A 23,660-nucleotide genomic window follows, 5' to 3' on the forward strand; every position below is an offset into this window, starting at 1 on the left:
TCTCAGAAGGGCTGGGACCGCCCGGTCCCGTATCGGCTCTGGAGGGCGGCGCGGGCGAACTCGCGGAGGGTGGACGGGACGAGCCACCCGCCGTCATCGGTACGCGCGAGTCCGAACAGCGAGAGCAGATCGGTGACGTCGCCGACCTCGCTCATGAAGGCATCCTTGCGCGAGTCTGTCTCGGCCTTCCCGCGAATCCTCGTCGCAACAGATGCCGCCGCACTGATGTCGCCTGCTACCCACTCGCGGGGCACACCGAGTTCGTGCATGGCGTCTGGCTCGAGCGCGGATGCCACGGTGCTGGCACCGTCGCGCGATTCGGCCGTCGCAGCATCCCGGATCGCCTTCGTGACGAGGGCATGCCACGTCGCACCGAGAGCGTCGGAGCAGTCGCAGCGTGAGTCGCAGTCATCATCGCGGTCGCTGTACTCGTACATGTCCCAGGGTGGGGGAAAGCGGGTCTGCATCGGTTGCAGAGCCTGTGCCGCGTGCTCGACGCCGATCTCAGGGTCGATGAGGCTCCCATCTGCGATCGCGAGCAGGAAGAGTGCCTGCGCCGTCGACGATGATCTCGACACAGCGCCGGACATCGTCGCTTCGGCCAGGAGCATCCACAGATCGAACGACGAGCGTGCGGCCGCGAGGACACTCTTCTTCGCGATGAGACGCCCGCCGCGCAGGTACAGCAGTCGCAGCCGCCGTGCCCATGCGACGAGCTGGAGCATCCTCGCTTCGTCGCCGCCCAGCTCCCGGATCCCCTTCGCGATGACCGACGGGTCCGGGGCGCCGTCGATGAGCGGGATGCCGGCGGCACCGGCGCACTCGATGAGCCACCGGAAGTCCCGCACCGTGTCGTCGGCTTCGTCCGCCGTCACGACCGCGGGCAGTTCGAGACCTGCCGCGGCGAGATGGGCGCGCAGGCCCGGTCGCGTCGCCGCCGGAAACCTGTCGACGAGCCGCGTCAGCGGTCCTCTGCCGCCCGCTCCTGTGAACAGACCGTCGAGCGCGCGCTGGACCGCACCGAGGTCGAACTCCTCTGGATCGAAGCGCGCCCATGGGCCGACCGTCGACGCCAGGCATGCTCGCATGGCGTCGTGGTCCGGGTGGTCGGTATCGGCGAGCACCCCAACGAGGACATCGTGCTCGTACGGCCTACGGCAGCACGGGAGAGGTGCGCGTCGCGCACCGTCGAGAACGCGGGCGGGCGGATCGGAGGAGGGGACGATGTCATCGACGCCCGCTTCGATCTCGATGAGCCAGCCGGAGGGGCACGTGTGACCGTGGTAAATGGTGTGCGATTCGTGCAGCACACTGCCGATGCGCGCGGTCGCCTCGTCGATGACGTTCGGATCGCGCAAGTCGATCATCGTCCAGCGGTCGCCCCATCGTCGTCGTCCGCGCGACCAGCTGCGTCTGTCGAGCGTGTCGGTGAAGAGGTGATGTCTGCACTGCGGCCGGTCGAAGACGGCGAGCACGATGCGATGCAGATCGGCCAGAGAGAGGCTGCGATCCACGGCGACATCACGCCGGATCTCGGGTACCGGACCGACGAGGGTCAGACGCAGATGAGTGACATGGCGGACGGCGGATGAGCGCATGCGACGACGCTAGGGGTGCACACGACACGGCGGTCACGGCCACGGCAGTTCAGTGGAACCCGGGACCGAACGCCTGGCTGGGGAGGAATCCACGTTCCCGGGCGCCTACGAGACGGGGAGCGGATAGATGCGCCGCAGCACGGCCCGCTGCGCGAGCGTCCAGGTGACCGTCGTGAGCAGATACAGCCCCGCGGCGAGCGGGACGAAGAGCGCGACGATCGCGGTCACGAACTGCAGGCCGCCGACGAGCCAGCTCGGTATCGCCGGGACGGGCGATTCCGCGTCGCGCGAGGGCTGCGGCATCCGGAATACGCGTCTGGTCACCTCGCCGACGATCGCGATGAGGAGGACGAGGACGCCGAAGACGAGAGCCGTCCCGACGTCGAGCGAGCCGGACGCCGCCGTGCCGGCGAGGCTCGTGCCCAGCGGCACGCCGAGCAGCGTCTCGTCGAGAAGCGCATTCGGATGCCCGGCGATGACCGGATGCAGGAAGACGGCGTAGAGGATCCCCACGACCGGTGCCTGCGCGAGAACCGGAAGGCATCCCGCGAAGGGCGATGTGCGTTCGTCGCGGTACAGCTGCATCGTCTCGCGCTGGAGCCGCTCCGGGTTCTTCGCCCAGCGCTTGTGCAGGTCACGCAGCTTGGGCCCAAGGCGTGCGCGGGTCTGCTCGGCCTTCGCCTGCGCGATGCCGGTGGGGATGAGGATCGCGCGAACGAGGAGCGTCACGACGACGACGGCGGTCGCGGCGGCGGAGACGCCGGCGAGGGGTTCGAGCAGGGACGACAGTCCCGTGAGCCCGGAGGAGGCGAGGTCGAGGAGGGCGGCGAGGGGCGGGAATGCGAAGAGGTCCACGGGCGGTATCCGTTCTGCAGAGGTCGATCGGGGTCATCGATCGGCCATCGGCGGATGCCGCCACTGTTGGCCGATCAGGAGAGGATCGGCCGCGAGGGGATGCCGGTGCGCGGTGCGCGGGCGTCGACTGCTACGCGGCCGAGGCCGCGACCTGTGGTGCTCGTGGGCGAGGGTGCCCCGGGGCATCCGGATCGCTCTGCAGGAGCGGGGAGGAGATGTCGATCGCGCGGAGCGGATGCGGCGGAGAGGCACCGCCCGCTGCGGGGTGCGTCATCGCGACGACGGTGAGCAGCACCGCCGCCGCTGCGAGCACCGCGACGGTGAGCGCGAGGGCGCCCGTCATGCCGCCGAGGGAAGCGAGGTCGACTCCGCCCGCGAACCCCAGGACCGAGAGCAGAATCTGCACGGAGGACAGCAGCGTGTCGAACATGCGCCTCCTCCTCGTCTCGGTTTCACGCTAACAGCTGCGCGGCTTGGGCTCGCGTGGACAGGAACCCGGAGAGAGGCCGCGCCGGATCACCCGTTCTCACACCGACGACTCCCACCGCTGCGGGCGCGAACTCGTAGGCTGGAGGCCGTGGCATCCGTTCTCAACATCTCCGCGTACCTCTTCACGAGGATCGACGACGCGACGGCTCTGCGCGCACCCCTGCGTGAGCGTGCCGTCGCTGCCGGGCTCGCCGGCACGATCCTCCTCGCCGAAGAGGGGATCAACCTCTTCCTCGCTGGAGACGCGGACGCCGTGCGGGGCTTCGTCGCCGACCTGCGCGCCGATGAGCGCTTCGCCGCGCTCACGACGAAGGAGAGCTGGTCCGCCGATCAGCCGTTCCGCAGGATGCTCGTCAAGGTCAAGCGCGAGATCATCCGCATGGACCACCCCACGATCCGCCCGGAGCACGGTCGCGCCCCCGCGGTGTCCCCGCAGACGCTGCAGCGCTGGCTCGACGACGGTCACGACGACGACGGCCGGGAGGTCGTCCTGCTCGACACCCGCAACGCGTTCGAGGTCGACTACGGGACGTTCCGCGGCGCCCTGGATTGGCGCATCGAACGGTTCACGCAATTCCCGGATGCCGCTGCCCGAGCCCGCGCCGACCTCGAGGGCAAGACGGTCGTGAGCTTCTGCACGGGCGGCATCCGCTGCGAGAAGGCGGCGCTCTATCTGCGCGAGCAGGGTGTCGACGCGCGGCAGCTCGAGGGTGGCATCCTCGGCTATTTCGAGCACGTCGGCGCGGAGCACTGGGCGGGGGAGTGCTTCGTGTTCGATGAGCGGGAATCGCTCACGCCCGAGCTCGCACCCGCCCTGCAGGGTTCGCCGCGCTGAGATCGCGGTCGAGGCGCACGTACGCGAGCAGGATGCCGGCGGCCAGCGCGCCGAGACCGCCCGCGGCCATGTCGCCGATCGTGTCGACGTAGGTCACGTAGATCTCATCGGTGATGAACGCGTAGCCGGCCCACTCGACCATCTCCCACAGCGCGCTCAGCGCGAGGCCGATGACCGTGACGAGCACGATCGGCACGCGGCGCGAGAAGGCGGGGCTACGCGGCTCCGGCACGACGCGCAGCCGCGCGAGCGCGAGGTATGCGACGGCGGCCATCACCGCCGTGCAGATGGCGTGGGCGGGGATGTCCCACCATGGGACGGAGCGGTACAGGTCGAGCACGTTGCTCCATGTCGCCAGCAGCACGGTGAGACCGTACGTGATGTCGAACCACGCCCGCACGCCGACGAACCTCGGCAGGAGGAGCCCGGGCAGAGCGAGCGCGAGGATGCCGGCATCCGTCGCCGAGAACCAGATCGCGGCGACGACGATGCTGAGGGCGCCGGCGACGCGCACGGCGTCGGCCGCGATCTCGCCGGGAGTCCTCGGCACGCGCAGGAAGCTCTCGATCACGACATCACCCCGATGCGCACGCGGGTCTGCACGGGGAGGTGGTCCGAGGGCCAGCCGCCCTCGATGGGACGGGCGTTGATGCCCGCTGCCACGACCTGCACGTCGGGCGTCACCGCGACGATATCGATGCGCGCGCCGCCGGAACGAGGCCGCCGGTAGTCGGCGAACGTCCCCCATGCCGGCGTCAGGCGCTCCTCGGCAGCGGGCCACGTGTCGCGCAGCGCGCCGCCCGCGAGGAGCTCGCGCACGGCCGCGGAGCCGGGCGCCGCGTTGAAATCGCCCGTCACGATCGCCGGAAGAGCGCCGCCCGCGACGATCCGACGGATGCGGTGTGCCGATCGGATCCGCGCCCAGGGTGAGAAGGGGTCGAGGTGCGTGTTGACGGCGACGAAGCACGCGCCGGTCGCGCGGTCGCGCAGCGTCGCGCGCACGAGCACGCGGGGCAGGGGCGCGCCCCACGATCGGGATCCCGCCCGCGCGGGCGTGGTCGACAAGGCCTCTTGCGAGTGCTCGAGCAGCTCGAGCCGCGTGGCGTCGTAGAAGAGGGGGCAGCCTTCGCCCCGGCCGTCCGCTCGTCGTCCGCGGCCGACGAACCGGTAGTTCGCGCCGAGCGCCGCACGGATCGCGGCCGCCTGATCGGGAAGGGCCTCTTGCGCTCCCACGAGCGTCGGCTGCTCCGCAGCGAGCAGCGCCGCCAGACGAGGCTGACGCGCCGCCCACCGGTCTGCGCGCCGCACGAGCGGAGCGTCGATCCGCCGGCGCACGTTGAACGTCATGACGTGCAGGTCGGGAGGAGCGGCGGGGCCGATGAGCGGATCGGTCATGCGGCGGCGCTCCGGGGCCGTCGAGGCCGCTGGCCGACGCCGAGACGGCGCAGCGCGAGCTTGACCCAGCGAACGGGCGGGAAGTCGGCCGGCCAGTGGACCACGACGGTGCGGGCCCCGCGCCACAGCCGCCGGGCGAAGGCGCGCCGACTCGCGAACGGCCTCATCGACATGCCCATCCCCGTGTCGCGCAGGTAGCGGATGCGGTGCCGTTCGCCGACGTGGAAGGCGAGGTCCAGATCGTCGTGCAGGTCAGGGTCGTCGCGATGCACCGATGAGCGGATGCCGCGCCACACCCTGCGCCGGAAGCCGAGGTTCGACCCGAAGAGGGGCAGGTGGCCGAGCGTCGGCGTGAGCACCGCGACGTAGGCGCCGAGGTACACCGCGGCGAGCGGAACCCGCAGCATCCGGGGGCCGTCGTCGAAGCGCGCCCCGCCGGTGATGAGGTCGACGTGGGGTCGGGCCGCGAAGGCGTCGATCATCGCTTCGACCCAGCCCTCGGTGGGGAGACAATCCGCGTCGAGTCGCAGCACGAGGTCACCCGTCGCGTGGTCGTAGCCGTGGGCGGCGGCGGCGGGGATGCCCGGTTGGATGCAGCGCACGACCTGCGCCCCCGCCGCCCGGGCGACATCAGCCGAAGCATCCGAGGAGCCGTTGTCGACGACGATGATCTCGTCCGGCCGGCGGGTCTGTGCCGCGAGTGCCCGCAGACAGCGGGCGAGTTCGCGGTCGTCGTCCTTCACGGGAATGACGACCGAGACGGTCCGCTCTCTGGCCGCCTCAGGCGCCCCCGGCGCGCGGCTGCGTCGGAAAGCCCGGCTCGTCGGGCGTGGGCGCGAGGGGCTCCTCCGGAGTCGGGGCGAGCGGCTCCTCGGGGTGCGGCGGCATGGGCTCGGGGCTCGTCGGGTCGCCGGGAGGGGGTGGGGTGGACATGCTCATGGCTGCTCCTCGGGGTACGGATCGGCGTGGCGGTCGATCCTTTCCAGAGTGGTGCCGGCACCGCCGGGCCGACAGCCCCTTGACCTCGTGCGCGGCGCCCGTTAGACCGCCGCGCACGAGGTGGACGGATCTCAGACGAGTCCCTCGGCGGCGAGCCAGTCGGCGGCGATGTCCGCGGTGGAGCGCTGATCGACGGTCGATTCGACGTTCAGTGCGACGAGGGCCTCGGGAGTGAGGGCGGCGCTCACGGCGTTGATGATGTCGGCGATCTCGTCGGCGATCTCGGCGCCCGCGACAGGCACGACGTGCGACGCGAGGAACAGCCCCTCGGGGTCTTCGAGCGTCACGAGATCCTCGGTCTCGATGCGCGGGTCGGCGCTGTACACGTTGGCCACCTGGATGTTGCCCGCAACCAGTTCGTCGACGGTCGTGTCGCCCGTCGCCTGGAACTGCACGTCGACGTCGTAGATCTCGGACAGGCCGCTCGGGCCGTACGGGCGCTCTTCGAGCTCGGGCGCCCCGCCGAGCACGAGACCCTCGACACCGGCGAGGTCGGCGATCGAGGTGAGACCGTTGTCGGCGGCGAACGCGGCCGTGACGTTGTACGAGTCCTGATCGGTCGCGGGGGACTGATCGAGAACCGTGAGGCTTTCGGGCAGCGCATCCTGCAGAGCCGCATAGACCTCGTCGGTGGCCGTCGCGGTCGCGGTGTCGTCGTAGTACTGCAGCAGGTTTCCGGTGTACTCGGGGAACAGATCGATCGAACCGCTCTCGAGCGACGGCATGTACGCGTCGCGCTGGCCGATGCTGAACTGGCGGTCGACCTCGAAGCCGGCGTTCTCGAGGGCCTGCGCGTAGATCTCTGCGATGATCTCGTTCGAGTAGTACGCCTGCGAGCCGATCACGATCGTCGACGTGTCACCGGACCCGCCGGGATCGCCCGTGTCGCCGCCGAGCGGGTCGCTCGAGGCGCAACCGACGAACGCGACGGTGGCCAGCACAGCGCTGCCGAGGGCGAGCGCGGCGCGAGTTCGTGAAGTGAGCATGGGATTCCTCCTGTGTGGGGGCTCAGGGTGAGGGGGTGAATGCAGGTGTGCGGGGTCTCGACGCGGCGCGCACGGGCAGGGCTGTGCGCGGTACGGCGAATCGGGCGAGCAGGGCGAAGACCGCGTCGAGCACGAGCGCGAGGGCCACGACGACGAGCGAAGCGCCCAGGATCTGATCGAAGCGCTGCAGGGGGATGCCCTGCAGGATGTAGAACCCGAGACCGCCGAGGCCGATGTAGGTCGCGATCGTGACGGTCGCGACGACCTGGAGCGTCGCCGAGCGCAGACCGCCGATGAGCAGGGCGAGACCGAGGGGCACCTCGATCTTCCACAGCACCTGCCACGGCGTCATCCCCATGGCACGCCCGGCGTCGATGACGGATCTGTCGATCGCCTCGATGCCGGCATAGGCGCCCGCGAGGATCGAGGGGATCGCGAGCACGACGAACGCCACGATCGCGGCCTCGGTCTTGAACGCGACGCCGAGCACGAGCCACAGCAGCACCACGAGCCCGAGGGAGGGCAGGGCGCGTGCACCGCCGGACAGGAAGACGGCGATCTCACGCCCCCTGCCCGTGTGACCGATCGCCCAGCCGGCGGGGATCGCGATAGCCGCCGCGATGAGCACCGAGATGAAGGTGAACCCCAGGTGCTGCGCGATCGCCGTCGGAAGGGGGAGCGAGCCGGTCAGCCGGTCGGGGGAGAAGATCCACGCGAACGCGTCGAAGAAGAGGTTCATGCCGCGACCGCCCGTCCCGTCGCCATGGGCCTGACCGTCGTGCGTCGTGACCACGGCATGAGCAGGCGGCCCAGCAGCAGGAGCAGCATGTCGATGACGAGCGCGATCAGGACGACGGCGACGACCCCCGCGACGACCTCGGCGATGATGCGCCGCTGCGCGCCGTTCGTGAACAGGTAGCCGAGGTTGGTGACGCCGATCAGGATTCCGACGGTCGCGAGCGAGATCGTCGAGACCGACGTCACCCGCAGGCCCGCGAGGAACACGGGGCCGGCGAGCGGCACGTCGACCGTCCAGAACCGCCGCCAGGAGCCGAAGCCGACGGCGACCGCTGCGTTGCGTGTGATCGGATCGACCGACGCCAGCCCGTCGGCCACCGAGCGCGTCATTATTGCGACGGCATAGATCGTGAGGGCGACGACGAGGTTGATCTCGGACAGCATGGGTACGCCGAAGACGGCGGCCAGAACCGCGAACAGGGCGAACGAGGGGATGGTGTACAGCAGCGACACCGCCGTGAGCACGGCGCCCCGCAGGCGCGAGTAGCGGAACGCCGCCCACCCGAGCGGGAGCGACAGGATGCTGCCGGCGACGATCGCGATGACGCTCTGCCGCAGGTGGTCGATCGTCAGCCGTCCGATGAGGTCGAGGTTGTCGATCACCCAGTTCACGGCGGGTCCTCTGCGGAGGGGTCATCGACGAGGACGCCCTGCGTGCGCCCCGCGCCGTCGACGAGCACGATGCCGCGCGGTGTGCGCTTGGCGCGCAGGGCACGGGCGCCGCGCTCGACGCCGATGAAGTCGGCGACGAAGTCGCTCGCGGGGTTCTCGATGATCTCGCTCGGGCTGCCCTGCTGCGCGATCCGGGCTCCTTTCTCGAGGATCACGACCTGATCGCCCAGCAGGAACGCCTCGTCGATGTCGTGCGTCACGAAGACGATCGTCTTGTCGAGTTCGCGCTGCAGCCGGGACGTCTCGCTCTGCAGCTCGCGACGCACGATCGGGTCGACCGCGCCGAACGGCTCGTCCATCAGCAGGATGTTGGGGTCGACCGCGAGAGCGCGCGCGACGCCGACGCGCTGCTGCTGACCGCCGGACAGCTGACTCGGGTAGCGCTCGGCGAGGGCGCGGTCGAGGCCGACCACGTCCATCAGCTCGAGGGCCCGTTCGTGCGCGCGCCGACGGCGCACGCCGGTCAGCACGGGGACCGTCGCGATGTTGTCGAGGACCGAGAAATGGGGCAGCAGGCCCGCGTTCTGCAGGACATAGCCGATTCCGCGGCGCAGGGTGACGGCATCCCTGTCTCTGATCGGCTCGTCGTCGATCGTGATCTCACCGCTCGTGGGCTCGACGAGGCGGTTGATCATGCGCAGCAGGGTCGTCTTGCCGCACCCCGACGAGCCGACGAGCACGGTCGTGCGGTGCGCGGGGATCACGAGACTGAAATCGTCGACGGCGAGCGTGCCGTCGGCGAACCGTTTCGTGACGGAGCGGAACTCGATCGCCATGGGATCCTTTCGGCCGGTTCCAGAAAACCACACGCCTCGGACATCGCGTGGTACCGGGCGCGGGGTTGACGCGATGCGCTCCGTGTGCTGGGCGATCGCGCCGCCTGTCAAGACCTCGCCCCTGTCGGTGACGGGGGCTACCGTGGCGGCCATGCGAACAAGCGAATACGACCTCGTCGTGATCGGGGCAGGGCCCGTCGGTGAGAACGTCGCCGATCGAGCCGCGCAAGGAGGATTGTCGGTGGCGATCGTCGAGCGCGAGCTCGTCGGCGGGGAGTGCTCGTACTGGGCGTGCATGCCGTCCAAGGCCCTCCTGCGCGCCGGCAGCGCGCTGCGCGCGGCGCGCGATGTCGACGGCGCGCGGCAGGCCGTGTCGGGCTCCGTCGACGTCCCGGGCGTGCTTCGCCGGCGCGACGAGATGGCGAGTCACTGGGACGACGCGTCGCAGGTCGAATGGCTCGAGAGCGCCGGGATCGACCTCGTGCGCGGGCACGGTCGGCTGGGCGGCGCGCGCGAGGTGATCGTGACGGATGCCGCGGGCGAGAGCACGACGCTCGTCGCTCGGCACGCCGTCGCCGTCTGCACGGGCTCGGCGGCGCTGCTTCCCGACATCCCGGGACTCGCCGATGCGGCGCCCTGGACGAGCCGGGAGGCGACGGCCGTCCGCGACGTGCCGACGTCGCTCGCGATCCTCGGCGGGGGAGTCGTCGGGGCCGAGATGGCGACGGCCTTCGCGTCGCTCGGGTGCGCCGTCACGCTCGTCGCCCGATCCGGGCTGCTCGGCGCGTGGGAGCCGTTCGTCGGCGAGACGGTGCAGAAGGCACTCGAGGACGCGGGGGTCGACGTGCGCACGCAGGTCGAGCTCGAGCGCGTCGCCCGCGTCGGCGACGACGTCGTACTGACGCTGTCCGACGGCGCCGAGGTGCGGGCGGCGGAGATCCTCGTCGCGACGGGCCGCGTGCCGCGCACCGACGACATCGGCCTCGAGACGGTCGGCCTCGAGCCCGGCGAATGGATCAAGGTCGACGACACGATGCGGGTCGTCGACCGCGACGGGCTCTATGCCGTCGGCGACGTCACCCACCGCGCGCTCCTCACCCACCAGGGCAAGTACCAGGCGCGCGCGGCGGGCGACGCGATCGCGGCGCGGGCCCGCGGCGAGACGCTCGATGACGGCCCGTGGGGGCGCCACGTCGCGACGGCCGACCACTCGGCCGTGCCCCAGGTCGTCTTCGCCGACCCCGAGGTCGCATCGGTCGGCCACACCGAGGCCTCCGCGATCGAGGGGGGCCTGCGCATCCGGGTGCTCGATCAGGACCTCGCGGCGATCGCGGGCGCGACGGCGCACGCCGACCACTTCGCGGGGCACGCGCGGGCGATCGTCGATCTCGATCGCGGAACGATCGTCGGCGCGACCTTCACGGGACCCGACATCGCCGAGCTGCTGCACGCCGCGACGATCGCGGTCGTCGGCGAGGTGCCCCTCGACCGTCTGTGGCATGCCGTGCCGGCGTTCCCGACCGTGAGCGAAGTGTGGTTGCGCTGGCTCGAGCAGTACGGGCGGCCTCAGCCGGCAGGGTAGGGGCGTTCCTTCAGCAGCGTCGCGAGGTGCGCCGCGTTGCGCGCGGCGTCCGCGGTCGTCTGCGCGACCTTCTCGGGCGTCTCGGCGAGATCCTTGTAGTCCGTCGTGTGCATCGCCTCGCCGTTCCAGTACACGCCGCCGAGCGGCGGGATCGTGAAGCTCAGGTCGGCCAGCGCCTGGTGCGCGTCGGCCATGATGGCGTGCGCGCCGTCCTCGTTGCCGAGCACGACCGTGAGCGCGACCTTGTCCGAGAGGATCGGGCGGCCCTGCGCGTCGGTCTCGGACAGCTCGGCGTCCAGGCGCTCCAGCACGCGCTGCGCGACGCTCGACATGTGCCCCATCCAGGTGGGCGTGGTGAACACGAGGATGTCGGCAGCGAGCACCTTCTCGCGGATGCGCGGCCACTCGTCGCCTTCCCCCATGTCCTTGTCGACCCCCGGCGCCACGGAGAAGTCCACGACACGCAGCTGTTCGCCGTGCACGTCGTGCCCCGCGAGCGCATCGAGCATCTGCTGGGCGAGCAGGTCGCAGCTCGAGGCTGCGGGGGAGGGTTTGAGAGTGCAGTTGAGCGCGAGGGCGCGAAGCATGGTGCATCCTTCCTGTCTGCCTGGCACGTTACGGGTGCGATCGGCGTCGGTCCCAGGGCTTGACACGGCGCCGTGCACGCGGCATCCGACGTCGCGGCGATAGCGTGGTCGCGTGTCGAAAGGGGTGCGCGTGGTCGGAGGCGTGATCGTCCGTGTCGTCGATCTCATCGTGCAGCTGGCGCTCATCGCCATCGGGGTGCTTCTCATCGACCCGAGCGACGACGGGCTCACGGTCGTTCTGCTCCTGCTGTGGTGTCTGCTCGGGACGGCGTACTGGGCCGCCTCGGCCATCGCGGTCGGGATCAGCGTGCGGCTCAGGCCGGCGGCATCCGATCGGTTCCGCCGGCTGGAACTGCACCCGGTCGTCGCGGCGATCTCGACCACGGCCACGTTCCTCACGAGCGTCGTGGGTCTCGTCGCCGTCGCGACGATCCTGCTGCTGCGCAACGACCCCGAATGGGCCGGGTGGGTCGAGCCGGTGGCCGTCTGGGCGATGCTCGTCTCGTGGGCGCTGTTCCACTGGGGGTTCGCGCGCATCTACGACCGCCGGTACCGACGTGCCGCCGATCCGCCGCTCGTGTTCCCGGGCACGCCGTCTCCGCGCCTGGTCGACTTCGTGTATTTCTCGTTCACGAACGCGACCGCCTTCTCGGTCTCGGACGTGCAGGTGACCTCGAGCCGCATGCGCTGGACGGTCGTCTGGCACACGACGCTGAGCTTCTTCCTCAACGCGCTCATCATCGTCCTCGCCTTCAGCACGATCATCAACGCCTGACCTTTGACCGCGAGACTGCAACGGCGCGCCGAGACAGCGGGTGACACCCGCAGTCTCGGCACGCACGTGCAGTCTCGCGGTCAGGGGTAGGGCGGGCGAGGGGGCGGGCGGGAGGGCGGCGCGACCCCCCGGTCTGGCGCCGCGGGCCGGCATCGGCCACGATGGCGAGAGCATGAAGATCGACCTGAAGAAGACGGTGCCCACCTACTCGGCGCGCGCGGGCGCGTTCGCGATCATCGAGGTGCCCCCGATGTCGTACCTCATGATCGACGGGGAGGGCGACCCGAACAGCGCACCCGAATACGCGGATGCCGTCCGCTCGATCTACAGCGTCGCCTACAAGCTGAAGTTCCTCAGCAAACGCGAACTCGATCGCGATTACGTCGTGCCACCGCTCGAGGCCCTGTGGTGGGCCGACGACATGGACAGCTTCACCGCGACGCGCGACAAGTCGCGGTGGCACTGGACCCTGCTGAACCTCGTGCCCGACTGGGTGGAGCCCGGCCTCGTCGATCGGGCCCGCGAGGCCGCCGACGCGCCCCTCGGTGAGCGGCTGCGTTTCGCCGTGCTCGATGAGGGGCTGTGCGTCCAGACGCTGCACGTCGGGTCGTACGACGACGAGGCTCCTGTCCTCGCCGCGATGCACGACGAGTTCATCCCCGACGAAGGCCTGCGGATGACAGGCCGCCACCACGAGATCTATCTCAGCGACCCGCGTCGCGTCGCCCCCGCCAAGCTGCGGACGATCCTGCGCCAGCCCGTCGAGCGCTCCTGAGTCTTTGCCATGGATGCCACCGTGCGATGACCGAATCGACGGGCATCCGATGTTCAGCGATATATCGTCATGTATCGGTAGGGCAATCGCGAGGAGGAGTGTCATGAGCGGATCATTCATGGGCGACGGGGTCGGCGGTCGCGGACGAGGCCAGGGCTGGCCGACGGCCGGCATCTGGGAGGCGATGGAGCAGCTGCGCGGTGCTTTCGAGCAGAAGGCGGGCCCGCGGATGGGCCGCGGCGACGTCCGCGCGGCGGTTCTGGCGTTGCTCGCCGAGCAGCCGATGCACGGCTACCAGATCATTCAGGAGATCAGCGAGCGCAGCGGTGGAACGTGGAAGCCGAGTCCGGGCTCGGTGTATCCGACCCTGCAGCTGCTCACCGACGAAGGCCTCGTGAGCGCCGAGGAGTCCAGCGGTCGCAAGACCTATTCGCTCACCGAGGAGGGCCGAGAGGCCGCGGATGCCGCGGGTGAGCGCACGGCGCCGTGGGAGACCCCCGGCGCTGCGGACAGCGCACGGATCATGGCGCTGCCGAAGGCGGGCATCGAGCTCGCGCAGGTGACCGCCCAGGTGGGGCGGACCGGATCGTCCGAGCAGGTGCAGCAGGCGGTCGCCGTGCTCGACGAGGCGCGCCGCAAGCTCTACGCCATCCTCGCTCAGGACTGACCGGATGCGGCTCGGCACGTCGGCTCCGGGGAGGCTCGATGACCGCCGCCGGTGATCTGCGTTCGCGGCGGGGGAGGATCCTGCGGTTCGCGGCGCGCTACCTCGTGCAGACGTGGTGGTTCGAGTTGCTGCTTCCCCGGGTGGGGCTCGGCAGGATCGCGGAACGCACGCGCGCCGCGCGCATGACACGCATCGCACAGCGGTTCCACGTGCTGGCGGTCGAGCTCGGCGGCCTCATGATCAAGGTCGGGCAGTTCATGTCGTCGCGCCTGGATGTGCTGCCGCCCGAGATCACGAAGGTGCTCGAAGGACTGCAGGACGAGGTTCCTGCCGTGCCGTTCCCGGCGATCCGAGCGCTCGCCGAGGCGGAGCTGGGCGTGCCGCTCGGCACGGCTTTCGCGTTCGTGGACGAGGTTCCGCTCGCGGCCGCATCCCTCGGGCAGGCCCATCGCGCCGTGCTCTCTGACGCGGATGCCGTCCAAGCGGGGATCCGCGACGTCGTCGTGAAGGTCCAACGCCCCGGCATCGACCAGGTGGTCGACGTCGACCTGACCGCGCTGCGGCGCGTCGCGCAGTGGCTGAGCCGTGTGCGCGTCGTGGCGAACCGCGTGGATGCGCCCGCCCTCGTGGAGGAGTTCGCGCACACGAGCCTCGAGGAGATCGACTACGTCCACGAGGCCGCCGGAGCGGAGCGGTTCGCAAACGACTTCTCGGGCGATGATCGTGTGAGCTCGCCCGAGATCGTGTGGGAGCGCACGACGCGGCGCGTGCTGACTCTTGAGGACGTCACGGCGATCAAGGTCAACGACGTCGCTGCGCTTCGGGCGGCGGGAATCGACCCGGCCGAGGTGGCGGCCGAGTTCGCGGCCGTGATGTTCGACCAGCTCTTCGTCAACGGGTACTTCCACGCCGATCCGCATCCCGGCAACGTCTTCGTCACGCCGACGCCTGGGGGGAGGCGTTCGTGGCGCTTCACCTTCATCGATTTCGGAATGATGGGCGAGGTTCCCCAGGATCTGCGCCGGGGCCTGCGTCGGATCCTCGTCGCAGCCGCGTCAAGAGACGGAGCGGGTCTGGTCGATGGGATCCGCGACGTGGGGGTGCTTCTGCCGACGGCCGACACCGCAGAGCTCGAACGGGCGATGACCAAGCTCTTCGCGCGTTTCGGCGGGATGGGCTTCGCACAGCTGCAAGAGGTCGACCCTCGCGAATTCCGCGAGTTCGCCACCGAATTCGGTGATGTCGTGCGCTCGCTGCCGTTCCAGCTGCCCGAGAATTTCCTGCTCATCATCCGAGCGATGTCCCTCACATCGGGCATGTGCAGCTCGCTCGATCCCGCCTTCAACATCTGGGATGCCGTCGAGCCCTACGCTGACCGGATCGTCCGCGACGAGAGCGGCAACGTCGTGCAGGCGTTCGCCCAAGAAACCGTGTCGACGCTGTCGGTGGCGGCAGGGCTCCCGCGCCGCCTGGACACGCTCACGACGCGGCTCGAGAGCGGCAGGCTCACCGTCGACACCTCGAAACTCGAGCAGCGCCTCCGGCGCATCGAGAAGGTCGGGCGACGGGCCGTCTCGGCGATCCTGTTCGTGGGACTGCTGATCGGCGGCGCGATCCTGCTTCCGGTCGCTCCAGTGGTCGGCACCGTGCTGATGGTGGCGTCCGCGCTGCCGCTGCTGCACGCCCTGCTCGCGGGCGTGACCGACCGGCGCTGACCGGCACCGCGCCTGGTGACGGCGGGTTCTTAGGTCAGGCGGCGGTTGCTGCCGTCCGGCCTGCCGCCGTCGGTGATCTTCGGGGCGCGCTGGCGTTTCGAATCGGGCGAGCGCTGATGCGCGCGCTATCCCAGCTTGACAACAGCTCGGGAAAGCCGTTGGATGACTTTATTCCACGTTACAGGATTACAGTTCCTATTATATGAGAATGGATCGAATGTGACGGTCTCCATCAAAGATGAGCGGGGCGCCACCGTACGAGTGGCCACGGCACAGTTCTTCTCGGGCACCGACGTCGCCGCAAACCTCGCGACCGTCGTCGGATACATGCGCGAAGCGGCCGCCGTCGGCGCTCAGCTGCTGGTCACCCCGGAGAACTCCAACCGGGTGCGCGATTTCGCCGACCGAGCGGAGTGCTTCGAGCGCAGCGAGACGCTGGACGGCGCTTTCGTGAGCGGGGTGCGCGCCGCAGCGCGCGAGCTCGGCATCATGGTCGCGCTCGGCGTGGACCTGCGCGGCGAGAATGCGCCCGACGTCTACATCACGCAGATCCTCATCGCCGCGGACGGCGAGATCCTGCACGTGCACCACAAGACGGTGTTCTGGGACTACGAGTACACCCTCTTCACCCCGGGTACGAAAGAGCTCGAGGTCATCGAGACCCCGATCGGACGCATCGGGATGCTGCTGTGCGCCGACGGCATCGTCCCCGAGGTGCCGCGCGTCCTGGCGCTCAAGGGTGCCCAGATCCTCACCAACTCGCTCAACTCGCGCGGACCCGACGAGATGCGCGTCCACGAGCCCCTGCGCGCGATCGAGAACCACGTCTGGCACGTCGCGGCGAACACCGTCGGCGGCCCGGCCGACGGGTACCCCTGGACGGGCGGATCCCAGATCATCTCGCCCACCGGCGAGATCCTCGCCAATGCCGGTGAGACCGAAGAGGGGATGGTGTGGGCCGACATCACGCCCGCCACGAGTCACCCCAAGCGTCTTGGCGCGATCGGCTCGCTCGATGCGTTCCGCCGTCCCGACCACTACCAGGAGCTGCTCGCCGACAACGACACTCATGTCGCGGCCGCCATGTACGGCCCTGTTCCCGACGATGCGCCCGCGCGGCCCCTGCGCGTCGCGACGCTGCAGACGTCGTGGTACCACTCCACGGAATGGACGCTCACGCGCGCCGCAATGCAGGTGGAGTACGCCGCGCGGCGCGGAGCGCAGCTCGGTGTCTTCCCCGAGCTGTTCATCCACGAACGCGGATCGATCGAGGCCGACGTCGCCGCAGCAGCCGACCTGTCCGAGCGCGCGCTGCAGATCGTGCGCGATGCGGCAGGCCGTCACGGCGTCTGGATCGTCGTCAACCTGATCGAGCGCGCCGGTGACCGCTATCACCTGACGGCGTTCCTCATCGGCGACGACGGCGAGATCGCCGCGCGCTACCGCAAGCTCCATCTCACCGAATCCGAGCGCGCGTGGGCGACACCGGGGGAGGACTTCGTCGTCGCCCGCACGCCCATCGGCAGCATCGGGCTGATGATCGGCGATGAGGTGTGGCTGCCCGAGGTCGCTCGCATCCTGACCCTCCGCGGCGCAGAGGTCATCGCCCACCCCGCCGATTGGGACCGCCTCGAGGCGGCGACGATGGCGGCGACCGAGCGCACGGAGGAGAACCGCACCCACCTCGTCTCGGTGGCCCGCACCGACAACGCCGCGCAGTTCGGGAGCCAGGTCGTCATCGCCGACCGGTTCATCCCCGGCCAGCCTGTCGCCGTCATGCGTTATCCCACCGCGGTGTGGTCGCGCACCGGCTTCGAAGAAGACCTCTTCGTCGACCTCGACCTCACCGACGCGCACAGCAAGGTGCAGGGTCACCATCTCGACCCGCTCGCCACACGCCAGCCCCACCTCTACGGTGCATTCCTGAAGGACACCACGTCGTGATCCTGCAATCGGTCGTCAGCGGCCTCGCGATCGGCGGCATCTACGCGTTGCTCGCCGTCGCGTTCCTCCTCACCTATCGCGTGGCGGGCGTGCTCAACTTCGCGCAGGCCGAGTTCGTCATGATCGCGGCCTTCGTCGCCGCGACACTGGCCGGCGCCGGCGGCGTGCCCCTGTTCGCCGCGGCGCTCCTGGGCATCGCGGCCTCCGCCGGCATCGGCGCGCTCATGGAGCGCGTCACCTACGCCCCGCTGCGCAACGGCCCCCCCGCGTCGATGATCATCTCCACCGTCGCGGTGGGCATCATCCTGCAGCAGGCCGCCCACCTCATATGGGGTCCCGACCCGCGCTCGCTGCCGTCGCTCGTGCCGAACATCTCGCTGGAGCTGTTCGGGAGCCGCATCAGCACGGTGTCGCTGTTCATCGTCGCCGTGTCGATCATCCTGATCATCGGGCTCAACCTGCTGCTGGCCAAGACCCGGCTGGGTCTGCAGATGCAGGCGACGTCCGTCGACTCCGACACCGCCAAGCTCATGGGCATCCGCACCGGCGGCATCGTCATCGTGGCCTTCATGATCAGCACGGCGCTCACGGGAGCCGCTGGTGTGCTGGTCGCCCCGATGTTCTCGGTCACGATCCACGTGGGCATGCTCATCGCCCTCAAGGCTTTCGCGGCGTGCGTCATCGGCGGCTTCGGCAACCTCACGGGAGCCGCCATCGCCGCTTTCGGGCTGGGCATCGTCGAGAGCCTCGCCGGCACCTTCATCGGCACCGAGAACAAAGACCTCCTCGCCTTCGCCCTCATGATCGTGTTCCTCCTCGTCCGTCCTCAGGGCATCTTCGGTTCGAAAGTCGGTGAGAAGCTGTGACCACGACCATCCTCTCCCCGGCTCCGGTCGGGCAGACCAAGCTCGTCTCGATCACATCGTGGGCGGTGTGGCCCGTTCTGCTGGCCGTCGCCGTGCTCATGCCGACCTTCATCGACAGCAACTACTGGCTTCAGGTCGCCGTCAACGCCGAGATCATGATCATCGCCGCGGTGGGGCTCTACGTCACCTTCGGTCTGTCCGGTCAGGTCTCGCTCGGTCAGGCCGGGTTCTACGCGATCGGCGGCTACACCGCCGGACTGCTCGTGACCAAACTCAGCATGGACTACGGCATCGCCCTCGTGCTCGCGATGATCGCGAGCATCCTCGTCGGACTGGCGATCGGCATCCCGGCTCTGCGTCTCAAGGGCCACTATCTGGCGTTGGCCACTCTCGGGTTCGGCCAAGTCGTCATGCTCATCCTCGTGAACTGGTCCTGGCTGTCCGGGGGAGCACTCGGCGTTCGGGGGATCGTCGCACCCGTCTTCGGTTTCGAACTCGTGAAGGTCTCGGACTGGGCCATCTTCGTCGGGGTCATCGCCGTCCTGGCGATCTACGTCGTGCAGCGCATCCGTCAGTCCTCGTACGGACGAGCCATGCAGGCCGTGCGCGACAGCGGCATCGCTGCTGCCGCGATGGGCGTCTCGCTGCCGAAGGTCAAGGTGCTCGCGTTCGTCGTGGGTGCAGCCTTCGCCGGCCTCGCCGGAGCGCTCAACGCCGGCTTCGTGACCTACATCAGCCCCGGAACGTACGACCTCGCGCTGTCGGTGTCGATCCTCGCGATGGTCGTCGTCGGCGGCTCCCGCAGCCCCTGGGGAGCCGCGCTCGGCGCGATCCTGCTGACGTTCCTCCCCGAGCTGCTGCGTTCGTTCGAGGCGTACTACCTGCTCTTCTACGGCGTCCTGCTGCTGGTCATGGTCGCCTTCGTGCCGTCGGGCATCTGGGGCGTCCTGCAGTGGATCGGCCGCTTCCTGCGCGACAAGCTGCGCCGAGGTCCCAGCCTCGCTAGCGAAGGAGGGGTCCGATGAAGGGCGCACTGGAGGTCTCCGGGCTGGTTCGCCGATTCGGCGGCGTCACCGCGGTTGCCGGGGTCGACATGACGGTCGAGCCGGGCCAGGTGCGAGCGCTCATCGGGCCCAACGGCTCGGGCAAGTCGACGATGATCAACTGCATCTCCGGCGTCGACCGGTGGGACGAGGGCACGATCGTGCTCGATGGTGTGCCGGTCAAGCCGGCAGCATCCACCGTCGCCGCCCGCCGGGGGATCGCCCGCACGTTCCAGACGCTGCGGCTGTTCGACGACATGACGGTGCTCGAGAACGTGCTCGTGGCGATGCATGACCGGCGCGGGTACGGCCTGCTGTCGGCGATCACGGGGATGCCGCGCTACGGCAACGCCGAGAAGCGCATGCGCGGACGCGCCCTGGAGCTCCTCGACTTCGCGGGCGTCGCAGAAGACGCGCATCGTCTCGCCGGCACGCTGCCCTACGGGCACCGTCGCCTCGTCGAGATCGCCCGTGCGCTGGCATGCGATCCCGCGCTGCTGCTGCTGGACGAACCCGCAGCCGGCATGAACGACAGCGAGACGGTGCGTCTGGCGCAGCTGGTGATCGAGATCGCGAAGGGCGACCTGTCGGTCGTCGTCGTCGAGCACAACATGGACTTCGTCGCCTCGGTCGCACGGCAGGTGACCGTGCTCGACAACGGCCATGTCATCGCAGAGGGAACGCCCGCGCAGGTACGTGCGGACCCCGAAGTTCTGCGCGCCTACCTGGGTGCGAGTGAGGAGCAGCAGTGACCGCGATCCTCGAGGTCACAGACCTCGTCCTCAGCTACGGTGCCGCGCGCGCCGTGCGCGGCCTGAGCCTCACCGTCGATGAAGGCGAAGTGGTCACGCTCATCGGCGCGAACGGCGCCGGCAAGTCCACGACTCTCAAGGGCATCGTGGGCCTGGTCAAACCGCAGTCCGGCAGTATCCGCTTCCAGGGCCGGAACGTTACGGGTCGACGGACGGACTGGTTCGCGCGCAACGGGCTCAGCCTCGTTCCCGAGGGCCGTCGCGTGTTCGCGGGGCTTACGGTCGAGGAGAACCTCGATGTGGCGGCGACGGCGAGCCGGCTCCGCGGCGCCGCGCTCCGTGACGCGATCGATGAGGTCATGTCGGTCTTCCCGCGACTCGAAGAACGGCGCAAGAGCCTGGCCTGGACGCTCTCAGGCGGCGAGCAGCAGATGCTCGCGATGGGTCGCGCGATCCTCGCGCAGCCCAAGCTCCTGCTCCTTGACGAGCCGTCGCTGGGTCTTTCGCCCAAGCTCGCTGTCGAGGTCGTGAAGCTCATCAGCGGCTACAGCCGCGATCACGGACTGTCGGTCCTGCTCGTCGAGCAGAACGCGCAGCTCGCGCTCGGCTCGTCTGATCGGGGCTATGTCATCGAGCACGGACGCATCGCGACCGAGGGCCCCTCGGCGTCGCTGATCCATGACCCCGAGGTGCGCAAGGCCTACCTCGGCTCCTGAACCGGTTGGCACGCAGGAGTGCACAGCGCGGTTTCGTCTTTCACTGACACTCACACAAAGGAACACCATGACTCGAAAGTTCACCTTCGCCGCCGTCGCCGCCCTCGCGGTGAGCGGGCTGGCGCTGTCCGGCTGCGCCGGTTCGGATGACGCGGGCTCCGGCGCCGCCGGCGAGGAGATCGTCGTCGGCGTCGCGCTGCCCACGACGGGCGGATCTGCTGTCCTCGGCGAGCCCATGAAGCACGGCATCGAGATGGCCGTCCAGGCGATCAACGACGCCGGCGGTGTCGACGGGGCCATGATCAAGGTCGTTCATGAGGACACCGGCGCCGACGACGCGACCGCCCTCAACGCCTTCAACCGGATCACTTCGTCCGACCCCGCCGCCGTGATCGGATTCCCGGTCTCGACGCAGGGCTTCGCCGTCATGACGCAGGTCGACCGCACCGGCATCCCGGTCATCGTGGGTGGCACGAACTCGAAGCTCGCCGACGCGAGCGACTGGGCGTTCTCGATGACGTCGCACGATGGCATCACGTCGACGGCCGCCGTGGAGTTCGCCTCGCAGACGCTCGGCGTGAAGAAGGTCGCGCTGCTGCGCGAGAGCGGCGAACTGGGCACGGGGGCGGCCGAGGTCGTCAAGGATGCGGCCGACGAGTTCGGGTACGAGGTCGTCACCGACCAGATCTTCCAGACCGGCGACGTCGACATGTCGACCCAGGCCAACAACCTGCGCTCCTCGGGCGCCGAGATGCTCTTCGTCTACGGCCAGCAGGCCGACTTCATCGTCGCCGCGAACGCCCTCGCCACGGCGGGCGTGAAGGTCCCGACCCTCCTGGCGGGCCTGCAGCCCGGTACGTACGCCGAACTGAACTACGACGGCTTCGAGACCATCTACAACCGCAACCAGTGTGTCCCGTCGGCTGCCACCGAGGGTGCACTGGCCGACTGGGCCGCCGCGTACGAGAGCGAGTTCGGGGCTGCCCCGACCGAGTACGCCGCGATCGCCTACGACGGCATGATGCTCCTGGGCGACGCGCTCGCTGCGGCGGGATCGACCGACCCCGAGGCCGTGCGCGACGCGCTGACCAACCTGCCCGCGAGCGAGGGCATCTGCGGGGCGCACTCCGGCAGCGAGTCCGGCCAGCTGTCCTTCGGTGTGACGATCGGACACTACGAGAACGACACGTACGTGGCCGACGAGACGCTGAGCGTGGACGTCGAGTGACACACGTCCTCATCACCGGGGGTGCGTCGGGGATCGGTCGATCCCTGGCGCACCGCCTGGCGGCGCTCGGACACCGCGTGTCGGTGCTCGACCGTCTCACCGGGCCGGATTGGTGGCTCGCACTGGCCGCCGATTCGCGCGGTGTATGGGTCATGGCGGACGTCACGGACACGGATGCCGTCACGGCGAGCATCGCCGAAGCAGAGGCCATCGCCCCCCTCACGGGGCTGGCCACGTGCGCGGGCATCGTCACGAATGACAGCGCGCTCGATGTCAGCCGCGAGGCGTTCACCGACGCCATCGACATCAACGTCTGGGGCGCGCTCGGCACCGCCCAGGCGTTCGCCCGGGTGCTCTGCAGCGCCGGTCGACCCGGCGCGATCGTCACGGTCTCCTCGACGGCGGGTCTGGGCTATGTCGCCGGGCTCGGCGTTGCCTATCACGCGTCCAAGGCGGCACTCGTGGGAGTCACTCGGTCGATGGCCGGAGACCTCGCACCGCACGGCATCCGCGTCTCGTGCGTCGCTCCGGGACTCGTGCGCACGCCGATGTCCGCCCGGGAGCGGGACAGCCTCGGCGAGGAGTTGCTGGCGGCTCGCGCTCCGGCGGGGCGCCTGGCCGAGCCCGAAGAGATCGCCTCGGCGATCGCGTGGCTGCTCTCGCCCGCGGCATCCCTCATCACCGGTCACGTCCTGCCCGTGGACGGAGGCCAGACCTCGCTCGCCGTGCCGCTCTCGGGCGGCTATCCGGCGCCCGAGGTCGACACACGCGACCTCTCCCACCCGATGTCCGACACCGAGGTGTACGCATGAGTCACGTCATCATCACGGGCGGCGCATCGGGTATCGGTGCCGCGACCGCCCTCCTGCTGGCGTCACGTGGCGTCCGGGTCTCGGTCCTGGACCGTTCCGGCTCCGAATCCGCCGGCTGGTGGGATGAGCTCGCTCCCGCCCAGCGCGGAGGCTGGGAGTCTGCGGATGCAGCGGATTCGACCGCACTGTCGGCTGCGATGGACCGCCTCGTCGGGCACGGCGTCACCGGTCTCGTCGCCTGCGCGGGCGTGTCGCTCAAAGAACCCTTCCTCGACAGCTCGCTCGGGGCCTGGCAGGACACCATCGCCGTCAACATCATCGGAACGGCTCTGGCATGTCAGTCGGCGGCTCGGGCCATGGTGTGTGGCGGTCGGGGGGGAAGCATCGTCACGGTGTCCTCCACCGCCGCGTTCGGCTACGTCAACGGCCTGAGTGCGCACTACCACGCGTCGAAGGGAGCGATCGCGGCACTCACGCGTTCGCTCGCGAGCGAACTGGGTGTCCACGGCATCCGGGTCAACTCCGTAGTCCCCGGCCTCGTGCGCACGCCGCTCACCGCAATGATGCGCGAGCGTCACGGCGAAGACGCTCTAAGCGCGTCGGTGCCGCTGCGTCACATCGCCGAACCGGGGGAGGTGGCTGAGGCCATCGCGTTCCTCCTCTCGCCCGGTGCCTCCATGATCACCGGTCACAACTTGTCGGCCGACGCCGGGCAGCTCGCCGTCGCAGGACAGCCGCTCGGCGGCTTTCCCGCCCCTCTCACACCCCGCGTTTCCCGGGTGCTCTGACACCCCG

The 23,660-nt window shown here is 69.7% G+C and carries 26 protein-coding genes; 14 read left to right on the plus strand and 12 right to left on the minus strand.

Going from position 1 to position 23,660, the window contains the following annotated elements:
- Positions 1 to 2: 2 nt before the first annotated feature.
- From ACFC3F_RS00950 to ACFC3F_RS00960, 3 genes are all read right to left on the minus strand, one after another.
- Entirely contained in the window at positions 3 to 1,598 is a 1,596-nt protein-coding gene (locus ACFC3F_RS00950) for a hypothetical protein (protein ID WP_376125414.1), read from the minus strand.
- Between the two features lie 105 nt (positions 1,599 to 1,703).
- On the minus strand, positions 1,704 to 2,453 hold the full coding sequence (locus tag ACFC3F_RS00955; RefSeq protein ID WP_376125417.1) for a YidC/Oxa1 family membrane protein insertase: 750 nt from the start codon (positions 2,451 to 2,453) through the stop codon (positions 1,704 to 1,706).
- Between the two features lie 130 nt (positions 2,454 to 2,583).
- Entirely contained in the window at positions 2,584 to 2,883 is a 300-nt protein-coding gene (locus ACFC3F_RS00960) for a DUF6412 domain-containing protein (RefSeq protein ID WP_376125418.1), read from the minus strand.
- A 147-nt stretch (positions 2,884 to 3,030) separates the two neighbouring features.
- Between ACFC3F_RS00960 and ACFC3F_RS00965 the strand changes: the two genes are divergently transcribed.
- The gene (locus ACFC3F_RS00965) at positions 3,031 to 3,777 is read left to right on the plus strand and encodes a sulfurtransferase (RefSeq protein ID WP_376125420.1); all 747 of its coding nucleotides are present in this window, start codon (positions 3,031 to 3,033) and stop codon (positions 3,775 to 3,777) included.
- Here the strand turns inward: ACFC3F_RS00965 and ACFC3F_RS00970 are convergent.
- The 8 genes from ACFC3F_RS00970 to ACFC3F_RS01005 form a co-directional block, all read right to left on the minus strand.
- The gene (locus tag ACFC3F_RS00970) at positions 3,734 to 4,348 is read right to left on the minus strand and encodes a hypothetical protein (protein WP_376125423.1); all 615 of its coding nucleotides are present in this window, start codon (positions 4,346 to 4,348) and stop codon (positions 3,734 to 3,736) included. The genes ACFC3F_RS00965 and ACFC3F_RS00970 overlap by 44 nt on opposite strands.
- The gene (locus tag ACFC3F_RS00975) at positions 4,345 to 5,172 is read right to left on the minus strand and encodes an endonuclease/exonuclease/phosphatase family protein (RefSeq protein ID WP_376125425.1); all 828 of its coding nucleotides are present in this window, start codon (positions 5,170 to 5,172) and stop codon (positions 4,345 to 4,347) included. Before ACFC3F_RS00975 ends, ACFC3F_RS00970 begins: the two co-directional genes overlap by 4 nt.
- On the minus strand, positions 5,169 to 5,921 hold the full coding sequence (locus ACFC3F_RS00980) for a glycosyltransferase family A protein (RefSeq protein ID WP_376125615.1): 753 nt from the start codon (positions 5,919 to 5,921) through the stop codon (positions 5,169 to 5,171). The genes ACFC3F_RS00975 and ACFC3F_RS00980 overlap by 4 nt, the downstream gene beginning before the upstream one ends.
- A 31-nt stretch (positions 5,922 to 5,952) precedes the next feature.
- Complete coding sequence (locus tag ACFC3F_RS00985) at positions 5,953 to 6,111, minus strand: hypothetical protein (RefSeq protein WP_376125427.1); 159 nt, start codon at positions 6,109 to 6,111, stop codon at positions 5,953 to 5,955.
- 131 nt (positions 6,112 to 6,242) lie between these two features.
- On the minus strand, positions 6,243 to 7,157 hold the full coding sequence (locus ACFC3F_RS00990) for an ABC transporter substrate-binding protein (RefSeq protein ID WP_376125429.1): 915 nt from the start codon (positions 7,155 to 7,157) through the stop codon (positions 6,243 to 6,245).
- 22 nt (positions 7,158 to 7,179) lie between these two features.
- Positions 7,180 to 7,896 carry an ABC transporter permease gene (locus tag ACFC3F_RS00995; protein ID WP_376125618.1) on the minus strand — a complete coding sequence of 239 codons (717 nt, stop codon included), beginning with the start codon at positions 7,894 to 7,896 and terminating at the stop codon, positions 7,180 to 7,182.
- Positions 7,893 to 8,567 carry an ABC transporter permease gene (locus ACFC3F_RS01000; protein WP_376125431.1) on the minus strand — a complete coding sequence of 225 codons (675 nt, stop codon included), beginning with the start codon at positions 8,565 to 8,567 and terminating at the stop codon, positions 7,893 to 7,895. Before ACFC3F_RS01000 ends, ACFC3F_RS00995 begins: the two co-directional genes overlap by 4 nt.
- The gene (locus ACFC3F_RS01005) at positions 8,564 to 9,403 is read right to left on the minus strand and encodes an ABC transporter ATP-binding protein (protein ID WP_376125434.1); all 840 of its coding nucleotides are present in this window, start codon (positions 9,401 to 9,403) and stop codon (positions 8,564 to 8,566) included. The genes ACFC3F_RS01000 and ACFC3F_RS01005 overlap by 4 nt, the downstream gene beginning before the upstream one ends.
- 151 nt (positions 9,404 to 9,554) lie before the next feature.
- Between ACFC3F_RS01005 and ACFC3F_RS01010 the strand changes: the two genes are divergently transcribed.
- Positions 9,555 to 10,985, plus strand: a complete 1,431-nt coding sequence (locus tag ACFC3F_RS01010; protein WP_376125436.1) for a dihydrolipoyl dehydrogenase family protein — start codon at positions 9,555 to 9,557, stop codon at positions 10,983 to 10,985.
- Here ACFC3F_RS01010 and ACFC3F_RS01015 read toward each other — a convergent pair.
- Positions 10,970 to 11,572 (minus strand): flavodoxin family protein, encoded by a 603-nt coding sequence (locus ACFC3F_RS01015; RefSeq protein WP_376125439.1) that lies wholly within the window; start codon positions 11,570 to 11,572, stop codon positions 10,970 to 10,972. The two genes, ACFC3F_RS01010 and ACFC3F_RS01015, sit on opposite strands and share 16 nt — an antisense overlap.
- 112 nt (positions 11,573 to 11,684) lie before the next feature.
- Between ACFC3F_RS01015 and ACFC3F_RS01020 the strand changes: the two genes are divergently transcribed.
- The 12 genes from ACFC3F_RS01020 to ACFC3F_RS01075 all read left to right on the plus strand — a co-directional run bounded on the left by ACFC3F_RS01020 (position 11,685) and on the right by ACFC3F_RS01075 (position 23,653).
- The gene (locus ACFC3F_RS01020) at positions 11,685 to 12,347 is read left to right on the plus strand and encodes a DUF1345 domain-containing protein (RefSeq protein WP_376125441.1); all 663 of its coding nucleotides are present in this window, start codon (positions 11,685 to 11,687) and stop codon (positions 12,345 to 12,347) included.
- Between the two features lie 172 nt (positions 12,348 to 12,519).
- On the plus strand, positions 12,520 to 13,122 hold the full coding sequence (locus ACFC3F_RS01025) for a GyrI-like domain-containing protein (protein WP_376125443.1): 603 nt from the start codon (positions 12,520 to 12,522) through the stop codon (positions 13,120 to 13,122).
- A 103-nt stretch (positions 13,123 to 13,225) separates the two neighbouring features.
- On the plus strand, positions 13,226 to 13,789 hold the full coding sequence (locus tag ACFC3F_RS01030; RefSeq protein WP_376125446.1) for a PadR family transcriptional regulator: 564 nt from the start codon (positions 13,226 to 13,228) through the stop codon (positions 13,787 to 13,789).
- Between the two features lie 38 nt (positions 13,790 to 13,827).
- On the plus strand, positions 13,828 to 15,504 hold the full coding sequence (locus tag ACFC3F_RS01035; RefSeq protein ID WP_376125449.1) for an ABC1 kinase family protein: 1,677 nt from the start codon (positions 13,828 to 13,830) through the stop codon (positions 15,502 to 15,504).
- A 219-nt stretch (positions 15,505 to 15,723) separates the two neighbouring features.
- A complete protein-coding gene (locus tag ACFC3F_RS01040) occupies positions 15,724 to 17,448 on the plus strand; it encodes a nitrilase-related carbon-nitrogen hydrolase (protein ID WP_376125451.1) in 1,725 nt (574 codons plus the stop codon).
- Positions 17,445 to 18,314 (plus strand): branched-chain amino acid ABC transporter permease, encoded by an 870-nt coding sequence (locus tag ACFC3F_RS01045; RefSeq protein WP_376125453.1) that lies wholly within the window; start codon positions 17,445 to 17,447, stop codon positions 18,312 to 18,314. Before ACFC3F_RS01040 ends, ACFC3F_RS01045 begins: the two co-directional genes overlap by 4 nt.
- Positions 18,311 to 19,339, plus strand: a complete 1,029-nt coding sequence (locus tag ACFC3F_RS01050) for a branched-chain amino acid ABC transporter permease (protein WP_376125456.1) — start codon at positions 18,311 to 18,313, stop codon at positions 19,337 to 19,339. Before ACFC3F_RS01045 ends, ACFC3F_RS01050 begins: the two co-directional genes overlap by 4 nt.
- A complete protein-coding gene (locus tag ACFC3F_RS01055) occupies positions 19,336 to 20,109 on the plus strand; it encodes an ABC transporter ATP-binding protein (protein WP_376125458.1) in 774 nt (257 codons plus the stop codon). Before ACFC3F_RS01050 ends, ACFC3F_RS01055 begins: the two co-directional genes overlap by 4 nt.
- Complete coding sequence (locus tag ACFC3F_RS01060) at positions 20,106 to 20,825, plus strand: ABC transporter ATP-binding protein (RefSeq protein WP_376125460.1); 720 nt, start codon at positions 20,106 to 20,108, stop codon at positions 20,823 to 20,825. The genes ACFC3F_RS01055 and ACFC3F_RS01060 overlap by 4 nt, the downstream gene beginning before the upstream one ends.
- Positions 20,826 to 20,892: 67 nt before the next feature.
- Positions 20,893 to 22,053 (plus strand): ABC transporter substrate-binding protein, encoded by a 1,161-nt coding sequence (locus tag ACFC3F_RS01065; protein WP_376125461.1) that lies wholly within the window; start codon positions 20,893 to 20,895, stop codon positions 22,051 to 22,053.
- The gene (locus ACFC3F_RS01070; protein WP_376125463.1) at positions 22,050 to 22,865 is read left to right on the plus strand and encodes an SDR family NAD(P)-dependent oxidoreductase; all 816 of its coding nucleotides are present in this window, start codon (positions 22,050 to 22,052) and stop codon (positions 22,863 to 22,865) included. The genes ACFC3F_RS01065 and ACFC3F_RS01070 overlap by 4 nt, the downstream gene beginning before the upstream one ends.
- Positions 22,862 to 23,653, plus strand: a complete 792-nt coding sequence (locus ACFC3F_RS01075) for an SDR family NAD(P)-dependent oxidoreductase (protein WP_376125466.1) — start codon at positions 22,862 to 22,864, stop codon at positions 23,651 to 23,653. Before ACFC3F_RS01070 ends, ACFC3F_RS01075 begins: the two co-directional genes overlap by 4 nt.
- Positions 23,654 to 23,660 lie beyond the last annotated feature (7 nt).

Origin of the sequence: Microbacterium sp. NPDC055910 (assembly GCF_042271185.1) — a bacterium.
Taxonomy (GTDB): Bacteria; Actinomycetota; Actinomycetes; order Actinomycetales; family Microbacteriaceae; genus Microbacterium.

Bases quoted from the DNA above. Each gene is read 5' to 3' on its own strand.
- ACFC3F_RS00950 (WP_376125414.1), bottom strand. From the start codon at position 1,598: ATGCGCTCATCCGCCGTCCGCCATGTCACTCATCTGCGTCTGACCCTC.
- ACFC3F_RS00960 (WP_376125418.1), bottom strand. From the start codon at position 2,883: ATGTTCGACACGCTGCTGTCCTCCGTGCAGATTCTGCTCTCGGTCCTG.
- ACFC3F_RS00975 (WP_376125425.1), bottom strand. From the start codon at position 5,172: ATGACCGATCCGCTCATCGGCCCCGCCGCTCCTCCCGACCTGCACGTC.
- ACFC3F_RS00985 (WP_376125427.1), bottom strand. From the start codon at position 6,111: ATGAGCATGTCCACCCCACCCCCTCCCGGCGACCCGACGAGCCCCGAG.
- ACFC3F_RS00990 (WP_376125429.1), bottom strand. From the start codon at position 7,157: ATGCTCACTTCACGAACTCGCGCCGCGCTCGCCCTCGGCAGCGCTGTG.
- ACFC3F_RS00995 (WP_376125618.1), bottom strand. From the start codon at position 7,896: ATGAACCTCTTCTTCGACGCGTTCGCGTGGATCTTCTCCCCCGACCGG.
- ACFC3F_RS01005 (WP_376125434.1), bottom strand. From the start codon at position 9,403: ATGGCGATCGAGTTCCGCTCCGTCACGAAACGGTTCGCCGACGGCACG.
- ACFC3F_RS01010 (WP_376125436.1), top strand. From the start codon at position 9,555: ATGCGAACAAGCGAATACGACCTCGTCGTGATCGGGGCAGGGCCCGTC.
- ACFC3F_RS01015 (WP_376125439.1), bottom strand. From the start codon at position 11,572: ATGCTTCGCGCCCTCGCGCTCAACTGCACTCTCAAACCCTCCCCCGCA.
- ACFC3F_RS01025 (WP_376125443.1), top strand. From the start codon at position 12,520: ATGAAGATCGACCTGAAGAAGACGGTGCCCACCTACTCGGCGCGCGCG.
- ACFC3F_RS01030 (WP_376125446.1), top strand. From the start codon at position 13,226: ATGAGCGGATCATTCATGGGCGACGGGGTCGGCGGTCGCGGACGAGGC.
- ACFC3F_RS01035 (WP_376125449.1), top strand. From the start codon at position 13,828: ATGACCGCCGCCGGTGATCTGCGTTCGCGGCGGGGGAGGATCCTGCGG.
- ACFC3F_RS01055 (WP_376125458.1), top strand. From the start codon at position 19,336: ATGAAGGGCGCACTGGAGGTCTCCGGGCTGGTTCGCCGATTCGGCGGC.
- ACFC3F_RS01065 (WP_376125461.1), top strand. From the start codon at position 20,893: ATGACTCGAAAGTTCACCTTCGCCGCCGTCGCCGCCCTCGCGGTGAGC.
- ACFC3F_RS01075 (WP_376125466.1), top strand. From the start codon at position 22,862: ATGAGTCACGTCATCATCACGGGCGGCGCATCGGGTATCGGTGCCGCG.